The sequence below is a fragment of the Stenotrophomonas sp. Y-13 genome, from assembly GCF_046267925.1.
GTDB lineage: Bacteria > Pseudomonadota > Gammaproteobacteria > Xanthomonadales > Xanthomonadaceae > Stenotrophomonas > Stenotrophomonas acidaminiphila_A.
The window spans coordinates 3038434-3059428 of record NZ_CP176501.1 but is presented as its reverse complement, the minus strand read 5'-3'; the positions used below and the strand labels follow the sequence as shown (position 1 = coordinate 3059428).

At 72.9% G+C, this 20995-nt stretch carries 12 protein-coding genes; all 12 read left to right on the top strand.

The features are described 5' to 3' along the window. The 12 genes from bcsZ (ACJ7VY_RS13795) (at window position 1) to bcsZ (ACJ7VY_RS13740) (ending at window position 20980) form a co-directional block, all read left to right on the top strand. Complete coding sequence (gene bcsZ / locus ACJ7VY_RS13795; RefSeq protein WP_409475847.1) at window positions 1-1167, top strand: cellulose synthase complex periplasmic endoglucanase BcsZ; 1167 nt, start codon at window positions 1-3, stop codon at window positions 1165-1167. Further along, window positions 1149-5564, top strand: a complete 4416-nt coding sequence (locus ACJ7VY_RS13790; RefSeq protein WP_409475846.1) for a cellulose synthase subunit BcsC-related outer membrane protein — start codon at window positions 1149-1151, stop codon at window positions 5562-5564. Before bcsZ (ACJ7VY_RS13795) ends, ACJ7VY_RS13790 begins: the two co-directional genes overlap by 19 nt. 108 nt (window positions 5565-5672) lie before the next feature. Further along, complete coding sequence (gene pncB, locus ACJ7VY_RS13785) at window positions 5673-6851, top strand: nicotinate phosphoribosyltransferase (RefSeq protein ID WP_409475845.1); 1179 nt, start codon at window positions 5673-5675, stop codon at window positions 6849-6851. Window positions 6852-7048: 197 nt separating this feature from the next. Then, a complete protein-coding gene (locus tag ACJ7VY_RS13780) occupies window positions 7049-8566 on the top strand; it encodes a BcsE family c-di-GMP-binding protein (RefSeq protein WP_409475844.1) in 1518 nt (505 codons plus the stop codon). Then, on the top strand, window positions 8563-8745 hold the full coding sequence (bcsF, locus tag ACJ7VY_RS13775) for a cellulose biosynthesis protein BcsF (protein ID WP_161613776.1): 183 nt from the start codon (window positions 8563-8565) through the stop codon (window positions 8743-8745). Before ACJ7VY_RS13780 ends, bcsF begins: the two co-directional genes overlap by 4 nt. Beyond that, window positions 8742-10388 (top strand): cellulose biosynthesis protein BcsG, encoded by a 1647-nt coding sequence (gene bcsG, locus ACJ7VY_RS13770; RefSeq protein ID WP_409475843.1) that lies wholly within the window; start codon window positions 8742-8744, stop codon window positions 10386-10388. The genes bcsF and bcsG overlap by 4 nt, the downstream gene beginning before the upstream one ends. Further along, window positions 10385-10564: a cellulose biosynthesis protein BcsR gene (bcsR, locus tag ACJ7VY_RS13765; RefSeq protein WP_104939628.1), complete on the top strand. Its 180-nt coding sequence runs from the start codon at window positions 10385-10387 to the stop codon at window positions 10562-10564. The genes bcsG and bcsR overlap by 4 nt, the downstream gene beginning before the upstream one ends. Continuing rightward, entirely contained in the window at window positions 10561-11316 is a 756-nt protein-coding gene (gene bcsQ / locus ACJ7VY_RS13760) for a cellulose biosynthesis protein BcsQ (RefSeq protein WP_409475842.1), read from the top strand. Before bcsR ends, bcsQ begins: the two co-directional genes overlap by 4 nt. After that, window positions 11313-13946, top strand: a complete 2634-nt coding sequence (bcsA, locus tag ACJ7VY_RS13755) for a UDP-forming cellulose synthase catalytic subunit (RefSeq protein ID WP_104939626.1) — start codon at window positions 11313-11315, stop codon at window positions 13944-13946. Before bcsQ ends, bcsA begins: the two co-directional genes overlap by 4 nt. Next, window positions 13943-16297, top strand: coding sequence for a cellulose biosynthesis cyclic di-GMP-binding regulatory protein BcsB (bcsB, locus tag ACJ7VY_RS13750; RefSeq protein ID WP_104939625.1), 2355 nt, complete (start codon window positions 13943-13945; stop codon window positions 16295-16297). The genes bcsA and bcsB overlap by 4 nt, the downstream gene beginning before the upstream one ends. Beyond that, window positions 16294-19863: a cellulose synthase complex outer membrane protein BcsC gene (bcsC, locus tag ACJ7VY_RS13745; RefSeq protein WP_409475841.1), complete on the top strand. Its 3570-nt coding sequence runs from the start codon at window positions 16294-16296 to the stop codon at window positions 19861-19863. Before bcsB ends, bcsC begins: the two co-directional genes overlap by 4 nt. Continuing rightward, on the top strand, window positions 19847-20980 hold the full coding sequence (bcsZ, locus tag ACJ7VY_RS13740) for a cellulose synthase complex periplasmic endoglucanase BcsZ (RefSeq protein WP_321989342.1): 1134 nt from the start codon (window positions 19847-19849) through the stop codon (window positions 20978-20980). Before bcsC ends, bcsZ (ACJ7VY_RS13740) begins: the two co-directional genes overlap by 17 nt. Window positions 20981-20995 lie beyond the last annotated feature (15 nt).

Here is a 20995-nt window from a genome sequence, read left to right as displayed (position 1 = left end):
ATGGCGCCGGCTGCCGCGCGCATGCTGTCCCGGCGCGACCTGCTCGGGCTGATCGCCGCGGCCGCGGCGGTCGCGGCCTGCCCGCTGCGGGCGGCGACCGCCTGCGGCGTGGCGTGGCGCGACTGGCAGGGCTTCGTGCAGCGGCACCTGCAGGACGACGGGCGGGTCATCGATTTCTCCCACCCGGACCAGCGCAGCACCTCCGAGTCGCAGTCCTATGCGCTGTTCTTCGCGCTGGTGGACAACAACCCGGTGCTGTTCGACCGCATCCTGGCGTGGACCCGCCGCCACCTGTGCGGCGGACGCCCGGATCTCAACCTGCCGGCGTGGCTGTGGGGGCGCGCCGCTGACGGGCAATGGCGCGTGCTCGACGCCAATACCGCGTCCGATGGCGAGCTGTGGATCGCCTATGCGCTGCTCGAGGCCGGGCGCCTGTGGAACCGCCCCGGGCTGGCCCAGGCCGGCCGCCAGGTGCTGGCGCTGATGCGCACGGCCGAGGTGGTCGAGCTGCCGGGCTTCGGGCCGATGCTGCTGCCCGGCAACCGCGGCTTCGTGCAGCGCGACCGCTGGCTGCTCAATCCCAGCTACCTGCCGCTGTTCGTGCTGCGCCGGTTCGCGATGGTCGACCCGCGCGGCCCGTGGGCGCGGCTGGCCGAGCGCAGCGTGGCGCTGCTGCGCGCGGCAGCGCCGGTCGGCTTCGCGCCGGACTGGATCGCCTGGAACGGCACTGCGTTCGTGACCGATCCGGTCAAAGGCGCGGTCGGCAGCTACGACGCCATCCGCTGTTACCTGTGGGCCGGCATGACCGACCCCGGCGAACCGCTGCGGCGGCGCCTGCTCGACGCCCTGCCGGGGCCGGCCCGGCTGCTGCGCGCGCGCGGCGGCTTTGCCGAAAAGATCCAGACCCGCAGCGGTTCCGCCGACGGCGCCGCGCCGGCCGGCTTCTGCGCCGCGCTGCTGCCGTACCTGTCGGCGCTGGGCCAGAGCGCCATGGCGAATGCGCAGGCCAGCCGCATTCCCGCGCCAGGCCCCGCCGCCGACGCCCTTGGCTACTACGACCGCGCCCTGGTGTTGTTCGGGCGCGGCTGGATGGACCGCCGTTTCCGTTTCGCTGCCGACGGGCGCCTGCTGCCCGCGTGGAGTACGACATGTTCCGCAAAAACCTGAAACCGCTGTACCTGCTCGGCCTGTGCGTATTGACCGCGCCGGCCTGGAGCCAGAACGCCGCCTCCACCCGGCAGCTGGTCAACCAGGGCAACTACTGGCTCGACCAGGGCCGCGAGGACCTGGCCGCCGATGCCTGGCGCAAGCTGCTGGCGGCCGACCCGGCGCAGCCCGACGCGCTGCTCGGGCTGGGCCTGATCGACCTCAACCAGGGGCGTCGCGCGGAAGCGCAGCGGCGCCTGCAGCAACTGCAGTCGCGGCATCCGTCGGCGGCGCAGACCGCGCGGCTGCGTGCGGCGCTGGCGGGCGGCGGCAGCGCCGCCGGCGGTTCGCTGCAGGCGGCGCGCAGCGCGGCGGCGGCCGGTCGTTATGCCGAAGCGGTCAAGGCCTATGACGAGGCCTTCGGCGCCGGTGGGCCGCCGGATACGCTCGCGCTGGAGTACTACCAGGTGCTGGCCGGCACCCAGGACGGCTGGACGCGGGCGCGCGACGGCCTGCGCCGGCGGGTCGCCGCCGAGCCCGACAACGCTGCCGCCGCGCTGGCCCTGGCGCAGGTGCTGACCTACCGCGAGCCGGGCCGGCGCGAGGGCATCGCCCAGCTCAGGACGCTCAGCCAGCGCCCGGATACCGCCGGGCCGGCACGCAGCGCCTGGCGCCAGGCGCTGCTGTGGCTCAATGCCACCCGGGCCGACGCGCCGCTGTTCCAGGCGTTCCTGGAGCTGCAGCCGGACGACCGCGAGATCGCCGCGCGCCAGGCCCAGCTGCGCGACCAGGCGGTGCGTGCCGAGCCCGCGCCGGACCCGAACCAGCGGCTGCTGGGCGAGGGTTTCCGCGCCCTGCAGGGCGGCACCCTGGACGTCGCCGAGGCGCGCTTCGCGCAGGTGCTGCGGGCGCAGCCGAAGAACACCGAGGCGATGGGCGGGCTGGGCTCGGTGCGGCTGCGCCAGGAGCGGTTCGGCGAAGCCGCCGAACTGTTGCGCCCGGCGGCCGCGGCCAATGGCAAATGGCGCGGTGCGGCCAACGCCGCCCGCTACTGGCAGACCCTGCAGGAAGTGCGGCGGCAGCCGGGAACCGACGCGGCGGCGAAGATCCGCGAAGCCATCGCGCTGCAGCCTTCCGAACCCACCGGGTACGTGCTGCTGGGCGACCTGCTGGGCGCCGGTGATGCCGCCGCGGCCGAGACGAGCTACCGCAAGGCACTGGAACTGGATGCCGGCAACGCTGGCGCGCTGCAGGGGCTGGGCACGCTGCTCGGCCGGCTGGGCCGCGCCGACGAAGCCGCCGCAATGTTCGAGCGGCTCACCCCCGAGCAGCAGGAACGTGCCGGCGGCGCCGCGGTGCTGCGTGCCACCCTGGCGCGCGCACGCGCGCAGCAGGCGATCGCGTCGGGCAGCCTGGAAATGGCGCAGATCGAACTGGAGGATGCGGTGCTGCAGCAGCCGCGCGATCCCTGGCTGCGGCTGGAACTGGCGCGTCTTTACCAGCGCATGGGGCGCCCGGACCAGGCCGACGGCATCATGGCCGGCCTGCGCGCGCAGGACGCGGATGCGCCGCAGTCGCTGTTCGCGCAGGCGTTGTTCGCCCGCGAACGCAACGACTGGAATGGTGCCTGGGCGCTGCTCGAGCGCATCCCCGCGGCAGCGCGCGATGCCGAGATGCGCGCGTTGCACGACACCGTCTGGGTGCAGCTGCAGGCCGCGCAGGCGCGCACCCTGGTGCAGGGCAACCGCGTCGGCGAGGCGCAGCTGCTGCTGGCCCGCGCCGAGTCGGCGCTGGGCGAACGCATCGACCAGCCCGGCATCGCCGCCGCCCTGGCCGGCGCCTACGCCGACATCGGCAGCCAGCAGCGCGCGCTGGCGCTGGCGCAGCGGCTGATGCAGGGCAACCCGGACGTGGACAACCGCCTGCAGTACGGCGAGGTGCTGCTGCGCGCGCGCCAGGACGCCGAGCTGGCGGCCCTGCTGCGGCAGCTGGGCGATGCCAGCCTGGACCCGGCGCAACGCAGGCGCCTGCAGGCCCTGCGCAGCGGCTACGTGCTGCGCCAGGTCGATGCGCTGCGCGAGCTCGGCAACCTGGAGGGCGCCTACGACGTGCTGGCGCCGGTGCTGGCGCAGCAGCCGCAGGATCCGCAGACCATCGCCGCGCTGGCGCGCCTGTACGCCGCCGCCGCCGACCACGGCCAGGCGCTGGCGCTGTACCAGCAGTTGCTGCAGCTGGCGCCGGGCGATGTCGATGCGATGCTGGCCGCGGCCGGCAGTGCCGCGGCAATGCGCGACCTCGGCACCGCCGAGCACTACCTGGAACAGGCGCTGGCACGCGCGCCGCAATCGCCGGAGGTGCTGGCCGCGGCCGGGCGGGTCTACCGTGCGGCGGGCAAGAACCGCCGCGCCGAGAGCTACTTCAAGGCCGCCATCGCCGCCGCCGCGCGCGGCGCGGGGCAGCCGGACAACGGTTATCCGCACGCCAGCACCGCGCTGGCCGGCGCCGGCCGCGCCTTCAATCCCTTCGCCGGGATCACCCGCGGCAACACCCGGCCGGCCGCGCTGCGCGCCGATCCGGCGCCGCTGCCGGCCAGCGTCGCCGCGCTTGCCGCCACGCCGCCGGCCACCGCCACGCTGCCACCCGCGCAGGTCGACGCCGACGGCCTGCCGGCCCCGGTGCTGGCAACGTCCGCCATGCCCGCGGTGCCCGCCGCGGCCATCCCGGCGCCGCGGCGTGGCGCGGTACCGGCCGCGCCGGCCGGCATGTCGCCGGCCCCGGTCCGCGGGGTGATCGACGAACTGCGCGAACTGCGCGCCGACAGCAGCAGCGCGCTGGCCGCCGGCGCCGCCTACCGCAACCGTGACGGCGAAGCCGGGCTGGGCCAGCTGGCCGACCTGCAGGTGCCGCTGCAGGCCCGTTTCGGCGTCGGCGACGGCAAGCTGCAGGTGGCGGTGACGCCGACGGTGCTGGACGCCGGCCGGGTCGACGACGCCTATGCCTCGGCCAGCCGCTTCGGCGCCGGCCCGCAGCTGGCGCTGTCCGGGGCCCTGGCCGCCGACCGCGCCCCGGTCGACGACCTGGTCGGCTCGTCGCTGTACCAGGCGCTGCTGACCAACGGCGCCACCACCGCGACCCGCAACCTGATCTACGAACGCGCGCTGGACAGCGGCCGCTACCAGGAGCTGTTCAACCAGACCGACGCCACCCTCACCGCGGCCGAGCGCCGCAAGGCCACGCTGGAGCTGCTGTACGCCGATCCGCTGCCGGACTACATGCTGGGCCGCGACCTCGGCAACACCCCGATCGCCGATATCGCCCGGCAGGTGCTGGGCAGCACCGCGCTGCTGCGCGGGCTCAGTGCCGCCGAGCAGGCGCAGCTCAAGGCGCTGGCCGGTGGCAGCAGCGCCGCGCAGACGCCGCTGGCGTTCCAGGACACGCTGTATGCGATGGCGGCCAACGCCGCCGGCGCGCGCCGGCTGGGTTCGCAGGACGCCAGTGGCGCCGGGCTGTCGGTGGGCTTCGAACAGGGCGGCTTCCACGCTGACGTCGGCACCACCCCGCTGGGCTTCGGCGAAACCGGCATCGTCGGCGGGGTCGGCTACCGCGGCCGCGTCGGCGATACCCTGACCTGGTCTGGCGAGGCCTCGCGGCGCGCGGTGACCGACAGCCTGCTGTCCTTCGCCGGCGTCAGCGACGCCCGCAACGGCCTGCAATGGGGCGGCGTGACCGCGACCGGCGCGCGCATGGCCGCGACCGTGGACAACGGCCTGCTCGGCGGCTACGCCAGCCTGGCGTGGCACCGCCTGCAGGGCACCCACGTGGCCGGCAACGACCGCCAGGAACTGGGCGCCGGCGTCTACGTACACGCACTGGAAACGGCGAACCAGTCGCTGACCGCGGGCCTGAACCTGACCGCGATGCAATACGACCGCAACCTCAGCGGCTTCACCTACGGCCATGGCGGCTACTTCAGCCCGCAGCGCTACGTGGACGTGGGCGTGCCGCTGCACTGGAACGGGCGCAGCGCCGCGCAGCGGCTGGCCTGGCAGGTCGACGCCAGCGTCGGCGTGCAGAGCTTCAAGGAAGATCCGGCGGACTATTTCCCGCTGGACCCGGCGATGCAGCAGGCGGCCTACGACGCCGCGTCGCTGGCCGCGCTGCTGGGCCTGACCCCGCGCTATGTCGAACCGGTCTACAGCGGCCAGACCAAGACCGGGGTGTCCTACAACCTGAGCGCGGCGGCCGAATGGCAGTTGTCCACCCAGCTGTTCCTGGGCGGGCGCATGGAGTTCAACAACGCCCGCGACTACCGCCAGTTCGGCACCAACGTGTACCTGCGCTTCCTCCTCGACCGCCTGGGCGCGGGCCTGGGCCGGCAGCCGCAGCCGCTGCGCTCGCCCTACGCCGCGGACGAATGACCGCTGCCCGCGTGCCCGGCCCCGGCCGGGCCCGCGGCCCGCGGGGCAGGGAAGGCCACCGCGGCGGCGGCCCCCGGGCCGGGACCGGAGGCGGCGCATAATGCGCGCATGATCATCCAGTCCCTGCTCGATACCGACCTCTACAAGTTCACGATGATGCAGGCGGTGCTGCACCAGCACCCCGGGGCCATCGTCCAGTACCGTTTCAAGTGCCGCACCCCCGGCATCGACCTGGCCCGCCACCTGGACCAGATCAACGCCGAGATCGACCACCTGTGCAGCCTGCGCTTCGCCGCCGACGAGGTGGACTACATGCGCCAGCTGCGCTTCGTGAAGCCGGATTTCGCCGATTTCCTCGGCCTGTTCCACCTGGACCGCAAGTACATCGACCTGCGCGCCTCGGCCAGCGTGCCCGGCGAGATCGAGCTGGACATCACCGGCCCGTGGCTGCACACCATCCTGTTCGAGGTGCCGCTGCTGGCGATCATCAACGAGGTCTGGTTCCGCAATACCAGCGCCCCGGATTTCGCCGAGGGCGAGCGCCGCCTGCGCGCCAAGACCGCGCTGCTGCGCGATACCCCGGGCTTCGGCAACTGCCGCATCGCCGACTACGGTACCCGCCGCCGTTACTCGCACGACTGGCACGCGCACATGCTGCCGCTGCTGCGCGATGCGCTGGGTGCCCAGTACGTGGGCACCAGCAACGTGTATTTCGCCCGCCGCTACGGCATGACCCCGCACGGCACGATGGCGCACGAGTACCTGCAGGCGTTCCAGGCGCTGGGTCCGCGGCTGCGCGACTCGCAGGTGGCCGCGCTGGAATCGTGGGCCCGCGAATACCGCGGCGACCTCGGCATCGCGCTGTCCGACGTGGTCGGGCTGGACGCCTTCCTGCGCGATTTCGACATGTATTTCTGCAAGCTGTTCGACGGCGTGCGCCACGACTCGGGCGACCCGTTCGCATGGGGCGACCGCATGCTGGCGCACTTCAAGGCCAACCGCGCCGATCCTTCCAGCAAGATCCTGGTGTTCAGCGATGGCCTGAACATCGAGAAAGTGATGCGGCTGTACGACTACTTCCGCGACCGCTGCCAGGTGGCCTTCGGCGTGGGTACCCACCTGACCAACGACCTGGGGCCGACCCCGCTGAACATCGTCATCAAGATGGTCCGCTGCAACGGTCAACCGGTGGCCAAGCTCAGCGATTCGCCGGGCAAAAGCATGTGCGACGACCCGGGGTACCTGGCCTATCTGCGGCAGGTGTTCGGCCTGCCCCCGGCGCCCTGAGAACCGCAGCGGCGCGGCGCCCGGCGGCCCTGCGGGGGCATGTGCGGCCGGTGCGCGTGAGGCGGGCCGTGAGCGAGTGACATTGAGCCGGCGGCCCGCACGGGGTTAATGTGACAACGGTCAAGGATTCCCGCGAGGGATGGGGGACGCGGCGCGGCGACCTGCAAACTGGCCGCTGACTGGGAAACGATTTGAAGATGATTTCACTCGCCATCGACGGTCTGCAGCACGAACTCACCCATCTGCGCGCGGGTGGGGTGTACTGGATCGCCTGCGCCGATGCAGGCCACGCCGACCTGTTCGCCGCCGGTGTCCTGGCCGGCGCGGATGCCGTGCCGCTGGCGGTGGTGGCCGCGCTCGGGCGCTCCCCCGCACCGATGGTGGCGCCGCTGGCGGTCCACCAGGGGCCTGCGCGGATCCGCCTGCATGAAGCGGCGGTGGCCGACCTGGCGCCGGCGGTCCGCGCACTGCCGGCCGAGCTGGCGCGCTGCGCCGCCGCACGCCGTACCCTGTGCGTGCTGCAGGTGCCGGCGATCGCGCTCGAGGGCCTGCACGGCCCGCACCTCGCGCGCTGGTGCAGGCAACTGCACGACTGGGCCGCCGCCGGCAGCCACTGCGTATTGCTGCTGTGCCATGGCGAGGTGGCCACGCTGGCGCCGCGCCTGCTGCCGCTCAACCCGGTGTGCAGTGGCGTTGCCCAGCTGTACCCGCACCGCGGCGCGCTGCAGTACCTGGTCCACTACTGGAGCAACGCCGAGGGCGTGTTCGCGCATCGCGATTTCGAGGCCCGCTGGCAGGGCTTCCGGCTCGGCGTGATCGGCGCCGGCGACGGCGCGATGGCGGCGGCGCTGGCGCAGGAGGGCGGCGACCGCTTCCTCTACCTGGCGCAGGCCGACGCGCTGGAGGGCGCACCGCCGTTCTCCGCCGCCTGGCGCCTGTTCGAGAACTGGTCGGCGCTGGTCGCCGCGGCGCTGCAGGCGCAGGCGGCCACGGTGGTGCTGGCGATCGCCGAGAACGCCGATGTCGATGCCCTGGCGCGCATCGTGTTCCAGCTGCGCAGCGAGCGCGGCAACGGCCTGAAGCTGGTGGTGCGCGAGATGCAGCCGTGCCTGCGCTATGCCGACGAACGCCTGCTGCTGGAGTCCGGCGCCAGCCTGGTGGCGCCGGCCAACCTGCCGCTGGCGCGTTTCCTGACCCTGCTGGAAACGATCCAGGGCCAGCTCTGGCAGGGGCGCCTGCCGCAGGATCCGGAACGGCTGATCCGCCTGCATCGGCCGCCGGACGTTGGTGGCATCGTCACCCCGGCGCAGTTCCGGCAGCTGGCCGGCGAACTGCTCGAGCAGGGCGGTGGCGCGGTGGAAAGCGCGGTGCTGGTGCTGCAGCCGGTCGCCGGGCTGAGCCCGGTGCATGCGCTGCAGCAGCTGCAGATGCGCCGCCGCGGCGATTTCGCCTGCATGTACGCCGGCCAGGTGTGGCTGTTCCTGTTCGCCTGCCGCGGCGACGGTATCGAGCGCGCGCTGGGCAACCTGTTCCGGCTGCCCTGGCGGGAACTGTTCGATGGCTACGAGCGCCAGGCCGGGCACGACGTCGCCGCCATGAGCGCGGCCGGCGGCGGGCTTGCCGCGCCGCCGCCGCTGCAGGCGCCGGCGGTGCCGCCGGCACCCGCGCCGTCATGGACGGCGCCGCGACCGATCCGCCTGGGAGGGGAAGGATGAACGACCAACAGGTATGGAGCCTGGTGGCCGCGTGTGCGCTGGTGATGATTCCGCTGGGCGTGATGCTCGGGACGATCCTGCGCGCGCTGCGCGCGCGCCTGCGCCGCGGCCTGCCACCGCGCTACCTCAAGCGGGTCGGCGAGCGCCGCCGCCAGGATGCGCCGCGGGGGTCGGCATGAGCGAGGCCCGCACCGCCGCCGCCGCGACCGCCACGCCGCACGCGTGGCCGGACCTGCGCGGCTGGAACCTGTACTTCCTGTCCAAGGTGATCCTCGCCTGGATGGGCGCGCTGGACCTGCACATCCTGCCCAACCTGCTGCTGCTGGCGGCGCTGCTGGTGCCGCTGCCGTGGCGCGGCGCGCGCATCGCGCGCACCGTGGTCGCGGTTCCGGTGGCGGTGGCGCTGTACTACCAGGACACCTGGTGGCCGCCGTTCGAGCGCCTGCTGGCGCAGCCCGGCGTGCTGGATTTCTCCGCCTCGTACTGGCTGGAGCTGCTGGGGCGCTTCATCAACTGGCAGATGGTCGCGCTGCTGGCGCTGCTGGTCTGCGGCTACCTGCTGCTCAAGCCTTGGCTGCGGGTCACCACGCTCAGCGTGCTGGGGATGCTGGGCATGGCGGCGATGGCGCTGCCGCTGCCGGCCGTGCTGCAGTCCGCCGGCGGTGGCGATGCCGGCGCGGCGCAGGGCGCCGGCGGGGCCGGTGCGGCCGCGCGTGGCGGCCCGGCCAACAACCAGACCCTGGACGCCTACCTGGCCGGCTTCTACCAGCAGCAGGCCGGGCTGAAGACCGCCTTCCCGCCGGCCCACGGCGGCACCCCCTTCGACGTGATCGTGCTCAACATCTGTTCGTTGGCCTGGAGCGACCTGGAGGAAGTGGGGCTGCGCCAGAACCCGCTGTTCGACGGCATGGACGTGGTGTTCGACGCATTCAACTCGGCCACCTCCTACAGCGGCCCGGCGGCTATCCGCCTGCTGCGCGCCAGCTGCGGCCAGACCTCGCACACCGCGCTGTTCGACCCGGTGCCGGCGCAGTGCCAGCTGTTCGCCAACCTGCAGGCGCTGGGGTTCCAGAACGAGCTGGCGATGAACCACGACGGCCACTTCGACGATTTCATCGGCGACCTCACCCGTTACGGCGGGCTGGCGGCCACGCCGCTGCCGATCGAGGGGTATCCGCGCGCGCTGATCGCCTTCGACAAGTCGCCGCTGCGCCGTGACGGCGACGTGCTGGCCGGCTGGCTCAAGCAGCGCCAGGCCACCTCCAGCGCGCAGGTGGCGCTGTTCTACAACACGATCTCGCTGCATGACGGCAACCGCATCGTCGGTGCCGACGGGCGCGCGATGGCCAGCGACTACAAAGCGCGCGCGCAGATGGTGCTGGGCGACCTGCAGGGGTTCATCGACGCGCTGGAGAAGAACGGACGCCGCGCGATGGTGGTGGTGGTGCCCGAGCACGGTGCGGCGCTGCACGGCGACCGCATGCAGATCCCGGGCATGCGCGAAATCCCCAGCCCGTCCATCACCCACGTCCCGGTGGGGGTGAAGCTGGTCGGCATGGGCATCCCGGCCGCGGCCGGTCCGCGCCACGTGACCGCCCCGAGCAGCTACCTGGCGCTGTCCGAACTGGTGGCGCGGATCTATGCGCTCAACGCCCAGGCCAGCGCCGACGAGCGCAACTGGGACGGCCTGCTGCAGGGGCTGCCGACGACCCCGTCGGTGTCGGAGAACGAAGGCGCCAAGGTGATGGAGTACGACGGCAAGCCGTGGCTGCAGCTCAAGGGCAGCCCGACGTGGACCCCTTATCCGGAGGACAAGCCATGACCAGCAACCGGCTGCCGGCGGGCCTGACCTCGGAACTGGACGACATCGACGTGCTGCGCGCGCACCTGCAGATGCCGGAGCTGCCGTACCTGGACTTCTCCGCGCAGCGCGCGCGGTCGCAGGCGCTTGCGCGCTGGCCGTTGTTCGCCGAGCTGGCGGCGGAGCCGCGGCGATGAGTACCACGCTGTCACTGCAGGGCGTGCGCGGTGGCGTCGGGGTGACGACGATGATCGCCGCGCTCGGCCATGCGCTGCATGCGCAGGGCGAGCGCGTGCTGCTGGTCGAGTGCAGCCCCGACCATCTGCTCGGCCTGCACCTGGGCCTGCCCGCCGCCGAGGCGCGCGGCTGGGCGCGGGCCTGGCTGGACGATGGCGACTGGCGCGAGGCGGCGTTCGAAGCGCTGCCCGGGCTGGCGCTGCTGCCGTACGGGTGCGCCAGCGACGCCGAGGTGGCCACCATCGAGGAGCGGCTGCGGCGTACGCCGCGGTTCTGGGCCGAGCGCCTGCCGCTGCTGGCCGCGCAGTTCGACTGGATCCTGTTCGACCTGCCGCAGCGGCTGCAAGCGCACGTCGACACGGTCAATCAGCACGCCGCCTGCGCGCTGCCGCTGCGGCTGGCGACGGTGGACCCGGGCTGCCACGTGCTGCTGCAGCGGCGCGCACACGATGCGCGCCGGCTGCTGTGCAACCGCTACGACCCGGCGCTGGCGGTGCAGCGCGATCTGATGCAGCTGTGGATCGACGGCGGTCCGCCGCTGGTGCCGCAACCGCTGCACGAGGACGCCAACGTGGCGGCCGCGCTGGCACGCAAGCGGCCCCTGGGCGCCGACCCCGATGGCGCGCAGGCGGTGGCCGATGTCGCCAGCCTGGCGGTGTGGTGCCTGGCCGAGCGCGGACGCCTGCGCGCGCGCGCGGGACGGACGCCATGAGGCCGCGCCGCATGCGCTACCTGCGCTGGCCGCAACTGCGCGAGGCTGCGCGGGCGCCGCTGCCGACGCTGTGGCTGCTGTGGCTGCTGCAGGCCATGGGCTGGGCGCTGCTGCGGCTGGAAGGGCCGGCGTGGCAGGCACTGGCGCCGCGCCTGCCCGATGCCTTCCCGCAGCTGCGGGTCTACCGCCGCTGGCGCTTCGGCGACCCGCTGCGGATGCTGATCCAGGCCGGCTGGCTGCTGCTGGTGCGCATCACCCCGCAGACCTCGCATCGCCGCCACCGGCTGGCGGCGGCCCGGCGCCGCCATGTCGCCGGCCTGCGCGGCGCCGCCGACCGCGGCTGGCGGCGGTACCTGGACACGATGCGTGGCCTGCCGCGACGGGTCTGGAACAGCGCCGCGTGGCAGCGCGCGCGCATGACCCTGGGCGCGCTGTCCAGGCGCACGCGGCGGTGGCTGACGTACGGCGTCGGCGTGGCCACGCTGGGCCTGGCGCTGCTGTGCGTCACCCAGCCGTTCAGCTATTTCGCGCAGTTCGTGTTCGTGCTGCTGCTGTGGGGCATCGCGCTGCTGGTGCGGCGCATGCCGGGGCGCTACGCCACGCTGATCCTGGTGGTGCTGTCGATCACCGTGTCGTGCCGCTACCTGTGGTGGCGCTACACCGCCACGCTCAACTGGAACAACGATTTCGACCTGGCCTGCGGCGTGGTCCTGCTCGCGGCCGAGACCTATTCGTGGCTGGTGCTGATGCTGGGCTACGTGCAGGTGGCGTGGCCGCTGCAGCGCAAGCCTTCGGCGCTGCCGGCCGATCCGCGCGACTGGCCGACCGTGGACGTGCTGATCCCCACCTACAACGAGGAACTGTCGCTGGTGCGGCACACCGTGAATGCGGCGCTGGGCCTGGACTGGCCGGCGGACAAGCTGCGCATCCACCTGCTCGATGACGGCAGGCGCCCGGAGTTCCGCGCGTTCGCCGCCCAGGCCGGGGTCAACTACATCACCCGCAGCGACAACCGCCACGCCAAGGCCGGCAACCTCAACCATGCGCTGACCCAGCTCGACGGCGAGCTGGTGGCGATCTTCGACTGCGACCACCTGCCGGTGCGTTCGTTCCTGCAGGTCACCACCGGCTGGTTCCTGCGCGATGCGAAGCTGGCGCTGGTACAGACCCCGCACCACTTCTTCTCGCCGGACCCGTTCGAGCGCAACCTGCGTGTGTTCCGCCGCGACCCCAACGAGGGCGAGCTGTTCTACGGCCTGGTGCAGGACGGCAACGACCTGTGGAACGCGGCGTTCTTCTGCGGTTCGTGCGCGGTGCTGCGGCGCGCGGCGATCGACGATATCGGCGGCTTCGCCACCGAAACCGTCACCGAGGATGCGCACACCGCGCTGCGCCTGCACCGCAACGGCTGGAACTCGGCCTACCTGCGCATTCCGCAGGCCGCGGGCCTGGCCACCGACAGCCTCGGCGCCCACGTCAACCAGCGCATCCGCTGGGCGCGCGGCATGGTGCAGATCTTCCGCATCGACAACCCGCTGCTGGGCAAGGGCCTGAGCCTGTTCCAGCGCTTCTGCTACGCCAACGCGATGCTGCACTTCCTGGCCGGCATCCCGCGGCTGGTGTTCCTGACCGCACCGCTGGCGTTCCTGCTGCTGCACGTCTACATCATCTACGCGCCGGCGGTGGCGATCCTGCTGTTCGTGCTGCCGCACATGGCGCACGCCAACCTGACCAACTCGCGGATCCAGGGGCAGTGGCGCCGGCCGTTCTGGGGCGAGGTCTACGAGACCGTGCTGGCCTGGTACATCGCGCGGCCGACCACGGTGGCGCTGTTCAGCCCGGCCAAGGGCAAGTTCAACGTCACCGAGAAGGGTGGCACCCAGGCCGGCGACCGCTTCGACTGGAAGGTGGCCCAGCCCTACCTGGTGCTGGCGCTGCTCAACGTCGCCGGGCTCGGGTTCGCGGTGTGGCGCTTCCTGCACGGCCCGGCCGACGAGCGCGGCACGGTGATCGTCAGTTCGCTGTGGGTGCTGTACAACCTGCTCATCGTCGGCGGCGCGCTGGCGGTGGCCGCCGAAGTGCAGCAGGTGCGCCGTACCCATCGCGTCAGCCAGCGCCTGCCGATGGCGCTGCGCCTGCCCGACGGGCGCACCCTGCGCGGGGTCATGCACGACTATTCCAACGACGGTGTCGGCCTGGAGCTGGCGCGCGCGCCCGCGCAGGAACTCGCCGCCGGCACCGCGGTGACCCTGCTACTCGGCCGCGGCCGCCGCGAGTTCGCGTTCGCCGCGGTGGTCCAGCGCAGCGTCGGCGCGCGCCTGGGCCTGCTGCTGCGGTTCGACGACGAATCGCAGCGGGTGGAGTTCGTGCAGTGCACCTTCGCCCGCGCCGATGCCTGGCTGGACTGGCACGCCGGCTACCAGCCGATGAGCCTGCCGCGCAGCCTGTGGAGCGTGATCAAGCTCGGCTGGCAGGGCTACCGCCGGATCGGCGATTTCGCGCCGATCGATCTCGACCGGCCGATGCACTGGAGCCGCCGCGCAATGCGCTGGGTGGCCAGTTTCGCGCCGCAACGTCCGCTTCCTTCCTACCCGGCTGACCCAGCCGCTGACCCGGGGCTTCGTCCATGAGCATTTCCACTTCGCTGCGCTGGTTGCTGCTGCCGCTGTTGGCGCTGCCGGTCGCCAATGGTTCCAGTGCGCCGCAGGCGGCAACGGCCGCCGCCGCCCCGGTCGCCGATGCCACGCCAGCGCCCGGCGCCGCCGCGATCACGCCGCCGTCGGCGGCGGCCGCAACGGGGCCGGCCTGGGCCGGCGCCACCTGGCCGTGGCAGCGCGCCAGCACCCTGGCCCAGCTTGGCCGCCGCCAGGACACGCTGCTGTCCGGCATCCGCAACACCACCACCTTCGAGTTCCAGGTGCGCCGCGACCGCCTGGTGCGCGCGGCCGAACTCGACCTGGCCTTCACCCCGTCGCCGTCGCTGCTGCCGACGCTGTCGCACCTGCGGGTCTATCTCAACGACGCGCTGATGGACGTGGTGCCGATCGGCAACGACCAGCTCGGCCGGCCGGTGCAGGCCAAGGTGCCACTGGACGCGCGGTTGATCGCCGACTTCAACCAGGTGCGGCTGGAGTTCGTCGGCCACTACACCGACATCTGCGAGGAGCCGACCCACAGCTCGCTGTGGGTCAACCTGTCCAGCAACAGCACCCTGCGCCTGGGCGGCCAGCCGCTGGCGATGCAGGACGACCTGGCCAACTTCCCGCTGCCGTTCTTCGATCCGCGCGACAGCGCGCGGCTGGAACTGCCGGTGGTGTTCGCCGGGTCGCCGTCGGTGGCGCAGCAGCGCGCGGCCGCGCTGATGGCGTCGTACTTCGGCAGCATGGCCGGCTGGTGGCGGCAGGCGCGGTTCCCGGTCAGTTTCGACCGGCTGCCGGCGCAGGGCCACGCGGTGGTGATGGCGGTGAACGGCCGGTTCCCTTCGGTGATCGCCGACCATGCGCCGGTGCAGGGACCGGTGATCGAACTGCGGTCGCTGCCGGATGACCCGCAGCGCAAGCTGCTGCTGGTGCTGGGCCGCAATGACGCGGACCTGCAGACCGCGGTGTCGGCCATCGCCGCCGGCAACGTGCTGTTCCGTGGGACCCGCGTGCAGGTGGACGAGGTCAAGCCGCTGGCGCCGCGCAAGCCCTACGATGCGCCGAACTGGGTGCGCACCGACCGCGCCGTGCGCTTCGGCGAGCTGCTCGACTACCCGCAGCAGCTGCGCGCCAGCGGCATCGCGCCGCAGCCGATCGTGCTCAACCTCAACCTGCCGCCGGACCTGTTCATCTGGCGCAACCAGGGCATCCCGCTCAACCTGCGCTACCGCTACACGCCGCCGTTCAGCAGCGACGAGTCGCGCCTGAGCGTGGGCATCAACGACCAGTTCATTTCCAGCTTCCCGCTGATCCGCCGGTCCGGCAAGCAGGGCCTGGAGGAGATCCGGCTGCCGGTGCTCAGCGGCGATGCCGGCGCCGGCGACGGCAAGCTGCTGATCCCGGCGCTGAAGATCGGCGACCGCAACCAGCTGCGCTTCGATTTCAACTTCGCCAGCGTCATGGGCAGCGCCCAGCGCGACCATTGCCAGACGGTGCTGCCGCCCAACCTGCAGGCCGCGATCGAGGAGGATTCGACCATCGATTTCTCCGGCTTCCACCACTACATGGGCCTGCCGGACCTGGCCGCGTTCGCGCTCAGCGGCTTCCCGTTCACGCGCATGGCCGACCTGTCCGAGACCGTGGTGCTGATGCCGCCGCGCGCCAACCCGGCGCAGGTCGGGCTGCTGTTGAACCTGGTCGGCGGGCTGGGCGTGCAGAGCGGCTATCCGGCCTATGGCCTGCGCGTGAGCGACGACTGGAAGCAGGCCGCGCGGCTGGACGCCGACGTGCTGATGCTGGGCGAACTGCCGCAGGAACTGCGCGGCAGCGACCAGCTGTCGCTGATGATCGACAACCAGCGCACCACGCTGCGCAATGGCCGGGTGGGCTCGCCGCAGGAAGCGGTGATCGAGGCGCGCCTGGGCAGCAGCGGCAGCGATGCGGCGATCAACCGTGTCGGCGTCACCGCCGACGCGCCGTTCGCCGCCATCATCGGCCTGCAGTCGCCGCACCACGCCCAGCGCAGCATCGTCTCGCTGGCTGCCAGCAAGGACGCGGACTACGCATTGCTCGACGACGCGCTCAGCGACATCGGCAAGCGCGAGGCCATTGCCGGTTCGGTATCGATCCTGCGCAGTTCCGGCATCCACAGCCAGTTCGTCGGCGAGCATTACTACGTCGGCTCGCTGCCCTGGTGGCTGCTGCTCTGGTACCACCTGGCCGACCATCCGGTGCTGCTGGCGGTGCTGGCTACGGTGGTGGTGCTGATGGTGGCGTTCCTGCTGTGGCGCGCGCTGCGCTGGGTGTCGCGGCGCCGGCTGGAAGCGGCGGACCAGGGATGAGCCGCCGGCTTCCGCTGCCGCTGGCGCTGCTGGTTGGCCTGGCCGCGGTCGGCCAGGCGGGCGCGCAGGCGCTGCCGCCCACCCCGGGAGGCAGCCTGGCCTCGCAGCGGCAATGGCTGCTGCAGCAGGTGCGCATCGGCGAGGCCACCGGGCGCCAGCGGCTGATCGAGGACGCGCTGGCGCGGCTGCGCCTGCTGGCGCCGGATGACCGCGCCACGATGCTGGCGATCCTGGAAGTGCAGTTGTCGCAGCAGAAGATCGACGACGCCACCGCGACCTTGGCGCGGCTGCGCCAGGTGGGCGCGGGGAGCCGCGAGCTGGCGGCCGGCGAACGCCTTTGGTCGGCGTATCGCGGCGACATGCAGGCGCAGTTGCAGGAGGCGCGCATGCTCGCCACCGGCGGGCGCAACGCCGAGGCGCTGGCGATCTATCGGCGGTTGTTCAACGATGACCCGCCGGGCATGCAGCTGGGCCTGGAGTACTGGCGCCTGCGCGGCGCCGAAGCGGCCGGCCGGCCGCTGGCGATCCGCCGCCTGGCGGCGCTCGACGAGGCCTATCCCGGCAACACCGCGCTGCTGCAGACGCTGGCGCAGCTGCTGTTCGCCAGCGGTCGCGACGGCGAGGCGCTGGCCGCGCTGCAGCGCATGGGCAACAACCCCGAAGCGCTCACCTATGCCGCCGACGCCGAATGGGATTACCTGTCCGCGCGCCAGGCCGACGCCAGCAACGTACGCCGGCTGCAATCCTTCATCGCCCGCTATCCCGGCTGGGTACACCTGGAGGACGCGCGCAGGCTCTACGACGAACAGCGCAGGCGGGTGGGCAACCCGGCCTGGCTGGCCGGGCTGCGCGGCACGCAGCTGCTCGACGCCGGCCGCAACGCGGAGGCCGAGGCCGCGTTCCGCCAGGCCCTGGCCGGCTTCCCGGACGAGGCCGACTTCCACGGCGGGCTGGGGCTGGCGCTGATGCGCCAGGGCCAGCGCGAACCGGCGCTGGCGCAGTTCCAGAAGGCGCAGCAGCTGCAGGCCGATACCAGCAACAGCGACAAGTGGCGCGACCTGATCGCCAGCACCCGCTACTGGCTGGTGATGGAGCAGGCCGATGCCGCGCTGGAAGCCGGCGAGCTGGATCGCGCGCAGTCGCTGTACGCGCAGGCGCGCCGCCAGCAGCCGCGCGAGATCAACGCCCAGCTCGGGCTGGTGGACGTGGCGGTGGCGCGCGGCGACGACGACGCGGCCAGCCGCGAACTGCAGGCCGCACGGCGCATCGCGCCGAACGACGCCAACGTGGTGCGCAAACTGGTGCAGTTCTACGGTCGCACCGATCCACAACGGATGGAGGCCTACATCGCCAGCCTTCCGGCGCCCCAGCGCGCGCTGTATGCCGATGAGCTGCGTGCGCTGCAGCTGTCGCGGTTGCGCGAGCAGCGCGAGCGTGCGCTGGCCGCGGGCGACATGGCCGAGGCCATCGCGCTGGGCCGCGAGTTGAGCCGCGAACAGCCCGACGACCCGTGGCTGGCCTACTCGCAGGCCAACGCGCTGCGCGCCGGCGGTGCGGTCGACGAGGCCGACGCGGTGATCGCCGACATGGCCGCCAGGGCCGGCAACACGCCGGCGGCACGTTACGCGCAGGCGCTGTACCTGTCCGGTTCTGATCGCATCCCCGCGGCGCTGGCCGCGCTGGACGCGCTGCCCACCGCGCAGTGGGACGACGACATGCATGCGCTGGCCACGCGCCTGCGCCGGCAGCAGGCCACCGCACGCGCCTGGGAACTGCGCGCGGCCGGTCGCGAGGACGAGGCCGTCGCGCTGTTGCGGCAGTTGCCGCAGGACGCGGACATCGTGCTGATGCTGGCCGACTGGGCGCGGCTGCGCGGCGACAGCGGCCAGGCACTGCAGCTTTACGCGCAGGTGCTGCAGGCCCAGCCCGGCAACGCCGATGCGCAGCTGGGCAGCGTGCAGGCACTGATCGACCGCGGCGACCTGGCAGCCGCGCGCGCGCGCATGGCGTCGCCGCCGGTGCTGGCGCCCGGCGACATCGGCCAGCAGCGGCAGCTCGCCGCGATCTGGTCCGCGCTGGGCGACGACGCCCGGGCGCTGGACGTCCTGCGCGGGGTGCTGGCGGCCGCCGACGGCCCCGACCCGCAGTCCTGGCGCGATGCCGCGCGGCTGCTGCGCGGCCGCGACCCGCAGCAGGCGCTGGACATGTATGCGCGTGCGATGGCCGACAACGGCCTGATCGCGCCGGGGCAGGCACAGCCGCGCGACGACCGCGCGCTGACCCGCGCCAGCCGCGAGACCGCCGGCGACGACTGGCTGCGGCGCAGCCTGCGCGGCGACGTGGAAAGCCTGTACCTGGAGCAGAACCCGACGTTGACGCTGATGCAGGACGCGGGCCGCCGCAGCGACGGCACCCCGGGCATCTCCAGGCTCGCGCGCGACACCCGCATCGTCCACCTCGACGCGCCGTTTGCCGGCGGGCTGGGCTGGGCGCGGCTGGAACAGGTGCGGCTGGACGCGCGTCGTTTCGAAACCGACGCCAATGGTTTCCACGACCAGGACTTCGGCAGCTGCCAGCTGTACCTGCTGCGCGCGGACGGCAGCCGGCTGCAGGCACCGGGCTGCGACACCCGCCTGCACCAGCGCATGAACTCCGGTGCGGGCCTGGCCCTGGGCTGGCGCACGCACGACGACCGCTGGCGTTTCGACATCGGCCACACGCCCGCCGGCTACGTGGTCGGCAACTGGCTCGGCGGCGCCACCGTCAACGGCGACCTTGGCCGCTTCGGCTGGGGCGCGACGCTGTCGCGGCGGCCGATGACCAACTCGCTGCTGTCGCAGGCCGGCGCGGTGGATCCGCGCAGCGGCATCGCCTGGGGCGGGGTGACCGCCAACGGCGTGACCTTCAGCCTCGGCTACGACCAGGGCGGTCGCAACGGCATGTGGTCCAACTGGAGCTGGCATCGCCTGACCGGCCGCAACGTCATGGACAACGACCGCGCGCGCGCGATGGCCGGCTGGTACCACAAGCTGGTGCAGCGCCCCGACCTGCGGGTGGATGTCGGCCTGACCGGCATGTACTGGCGCTATGCGCGCGACCTGGGCGGCTATTCGCTGGGGCAGGGCGGCTATTACAGCCCGCAGCAGTACGCGTCGCTGAGCGTGCCGGCGAGCCTGGCCTGGCGCAACGACGACTGGTCGCTGCGGGTCGATGCCTCGCTGAGCGTCTCGCGTGCGCGCACCCGCGCGATCAGCCGCTTCCCCGAGGCATCGCTGGTCGACCGGGTGCTGGCCCAGCTGCAGCCGCTGTATGGCCCGCTCACCCTGGACCCGGCCGGGCTGTACAGCGCCGATGCCAGCAGCACCGGGACCGGCCACCGCCTGTACCTGGCGCTCGAGCGCCGGCTCGGCGACCACCTGGTGCTGGGCGCCGCCGGCACCGTGCAGCGCAGCCAGGACTACTCGCCGAACACGTTCCAGCTGTATCTGCGCTATACCCTCAAGCCCTGGCAGGGCAACCTGCCGCTGCCGGTCACACCGCTGGTGCCCTATGGCGAACTCCGCTGACCCCGCGCGCCGCGCGCTGTTGCAGGCGCTTGCGGCCGCACCGTTGCTGGGCCTGGTGCCGGCCGCCGCCGCGGCTACCGGCTGGCCGCGCTGGCAGGTGCTGGTGGACAGCAGCCTGAGCGCCGACGGGCGCATGATCGACCGCAGCCAGGACGACCTGCGCACCACCTCCGAAGGCCAGTCCTACGCGCTGTTCTTCGCACTGGTGGACAACGACCAGGCGCTGTTCGACCGGGTCCTGGCGTGGACGGTGGACAACCTTGCCGCCGGCGACATGGGCAAGCGCCTGCCGGCCTGGTTGTGGGGACGCGATGCCAAGGGCGGCTGGGGCGTGCTCGACGCCAACCCCGCCGCCGATTCGGACCTGTGGCTGGCCTATGCGCTGCTCGAGGCCGGCCGGCTGTGGCATCGCCCGGCGCTGCAGCGCATCGGCCAGGACATGCTGGCGCAGGTGCGCGCCAGCGAGATCGTCGACCTGCCCGGGTTGGGGCCGATGCTGCTGCCAGGCCCGCAGGGCTTCGTCGAGGACGGCGCCACCCGGGTCAATCCCAGCTACCTGCCACTGCCGCTGCTGCGCCGCTTCGCCGCGGTGGACCGCGACGGCCCATGGTCCGCGCTGGCCGGCAATACCCTGGAGCTGCTGCGGCAGACCGCGCCGCACGGCTTCGCCCCGGACTGGGCGGCATGGCGCGACGGCACCTTCGTGGCCGATCCGGTGCGGGGCGCCAACGGCAGCTACGACGCCATCCGCTGCTACCTGTGGGCGGGCCTGCTGTCGCCGCGCGACCGCCTGTTCCGGGCGCAGCTGCAGGCGCTGGCCGGACCGCTGCGGCGGCTGCGCGACGGCGCCCCGATGTGGGAGAAGGTCGACACCCGCAGCGGCGTGGGCAGCGGCGAAGGCGGCTATGGGTTCCGCGCCGCGCTGGTGCCGTACCTGCTGGCGCAGGGCGAACGCGGGTTGGCGCAGTCGCTGCAGGCCAGCCTGCCCACCCCCGACCGGCAGCGCGGCGACGCGCCCGCCTACTATGCGCAGATGCTGACCCTGTTCGGCGACGGCTGGGCCGAGGGACGTTACCGTTTCGGCGCCGACGGGCAGTTGCAGCCGCGCTGGCGCTGAGGCGGCCGCCGCCGC

Excerpts from the sequence above, each read along its gene's own strand:
- bcsZ (WP_409475847.1), top strand. The coding sequence starts at position 1 with ATGGCGCCGGCTGCCGCGCGCATGCTGTCCCGGCGCGACCTGCTCGGG.
- ACJ7VY_RS13790 (WP_409475846.1), top strand. The coding sequence starts at position 1,149 with ATGTTCCGCAAAAACCTGAAACCGCTGTACCTGCTCGGCCTGTGCGTA.
- pncB (WP_409475845.1), top strand. The coding sequence starts at position 5,673 with ATGATCATCCAGTCCCTGCTCGATACCGACCTCTACAAGTTCACGATG.
- ACJ7VY_RS13780 (WP_409475844.1), top strand. The coding sequence starts at position 7,049 with ATGATTTCACTCGCCATCGACGGTCTGCAGCACGAACTCACCCATCTG.
- bcsF (WP_161613776.1), top strand. The coding sequence starts at position 8,563 with ATGAACGACCAACAGGTATGGAGCCTGGTGGCCGCGTGTGCGCTGGTG.
- bcsG (WP_409475843.1), top strand. The coding sequence starts at position 8,742 with ATGAGCGAGGCCCGCACCGCCGCCGCCGCGACCGCCACGCCGCACGCG.
- bcsR (WP_104939628.1), top strand. The coding sequence starts at position 10,385 with ATGACCAGCAACCGGCTGCCGGCGGGCCTGACCTCGGAACTGGACGAC.
- bcsQ (WP_409475842.1), top strand. The coding sequence starts at position 10,561 with ATGAGTACCACGCTGTCACTGCAGGGCGTGCGCGGTGGCGTCGGGGTG.
- bcsA (WP_104939626.1), top strand. The coding sequence starts at position 11,313 with ATGAGGCCGCGCCGCATGCGCTACCTGCGCTGGCCGCAACTGCGCGAG.
- bcsB (WP_104939625.1), top strand. The coding sequence starts at position 13,943 with ATGAGCATTTCCACTTCGCTGCGCTGGTTGCTGCTGCCGCTGTTGGCG.
- bcsC (WP_409475841.1), top strand. The coding sequence starts at position 16,294 with ATGAGCCGCCGGCTTCCGCTGCCGCTGGCGCTGCTGGTTGGCCTGGCC.
- bcsZ (WP_321989342.1), top strand. The coding sequence starts at position 19,847 with ATGGCGAACTCCGCTGACCCCGCGCGCCGCGCGCTGTTGCAGGCGCTT.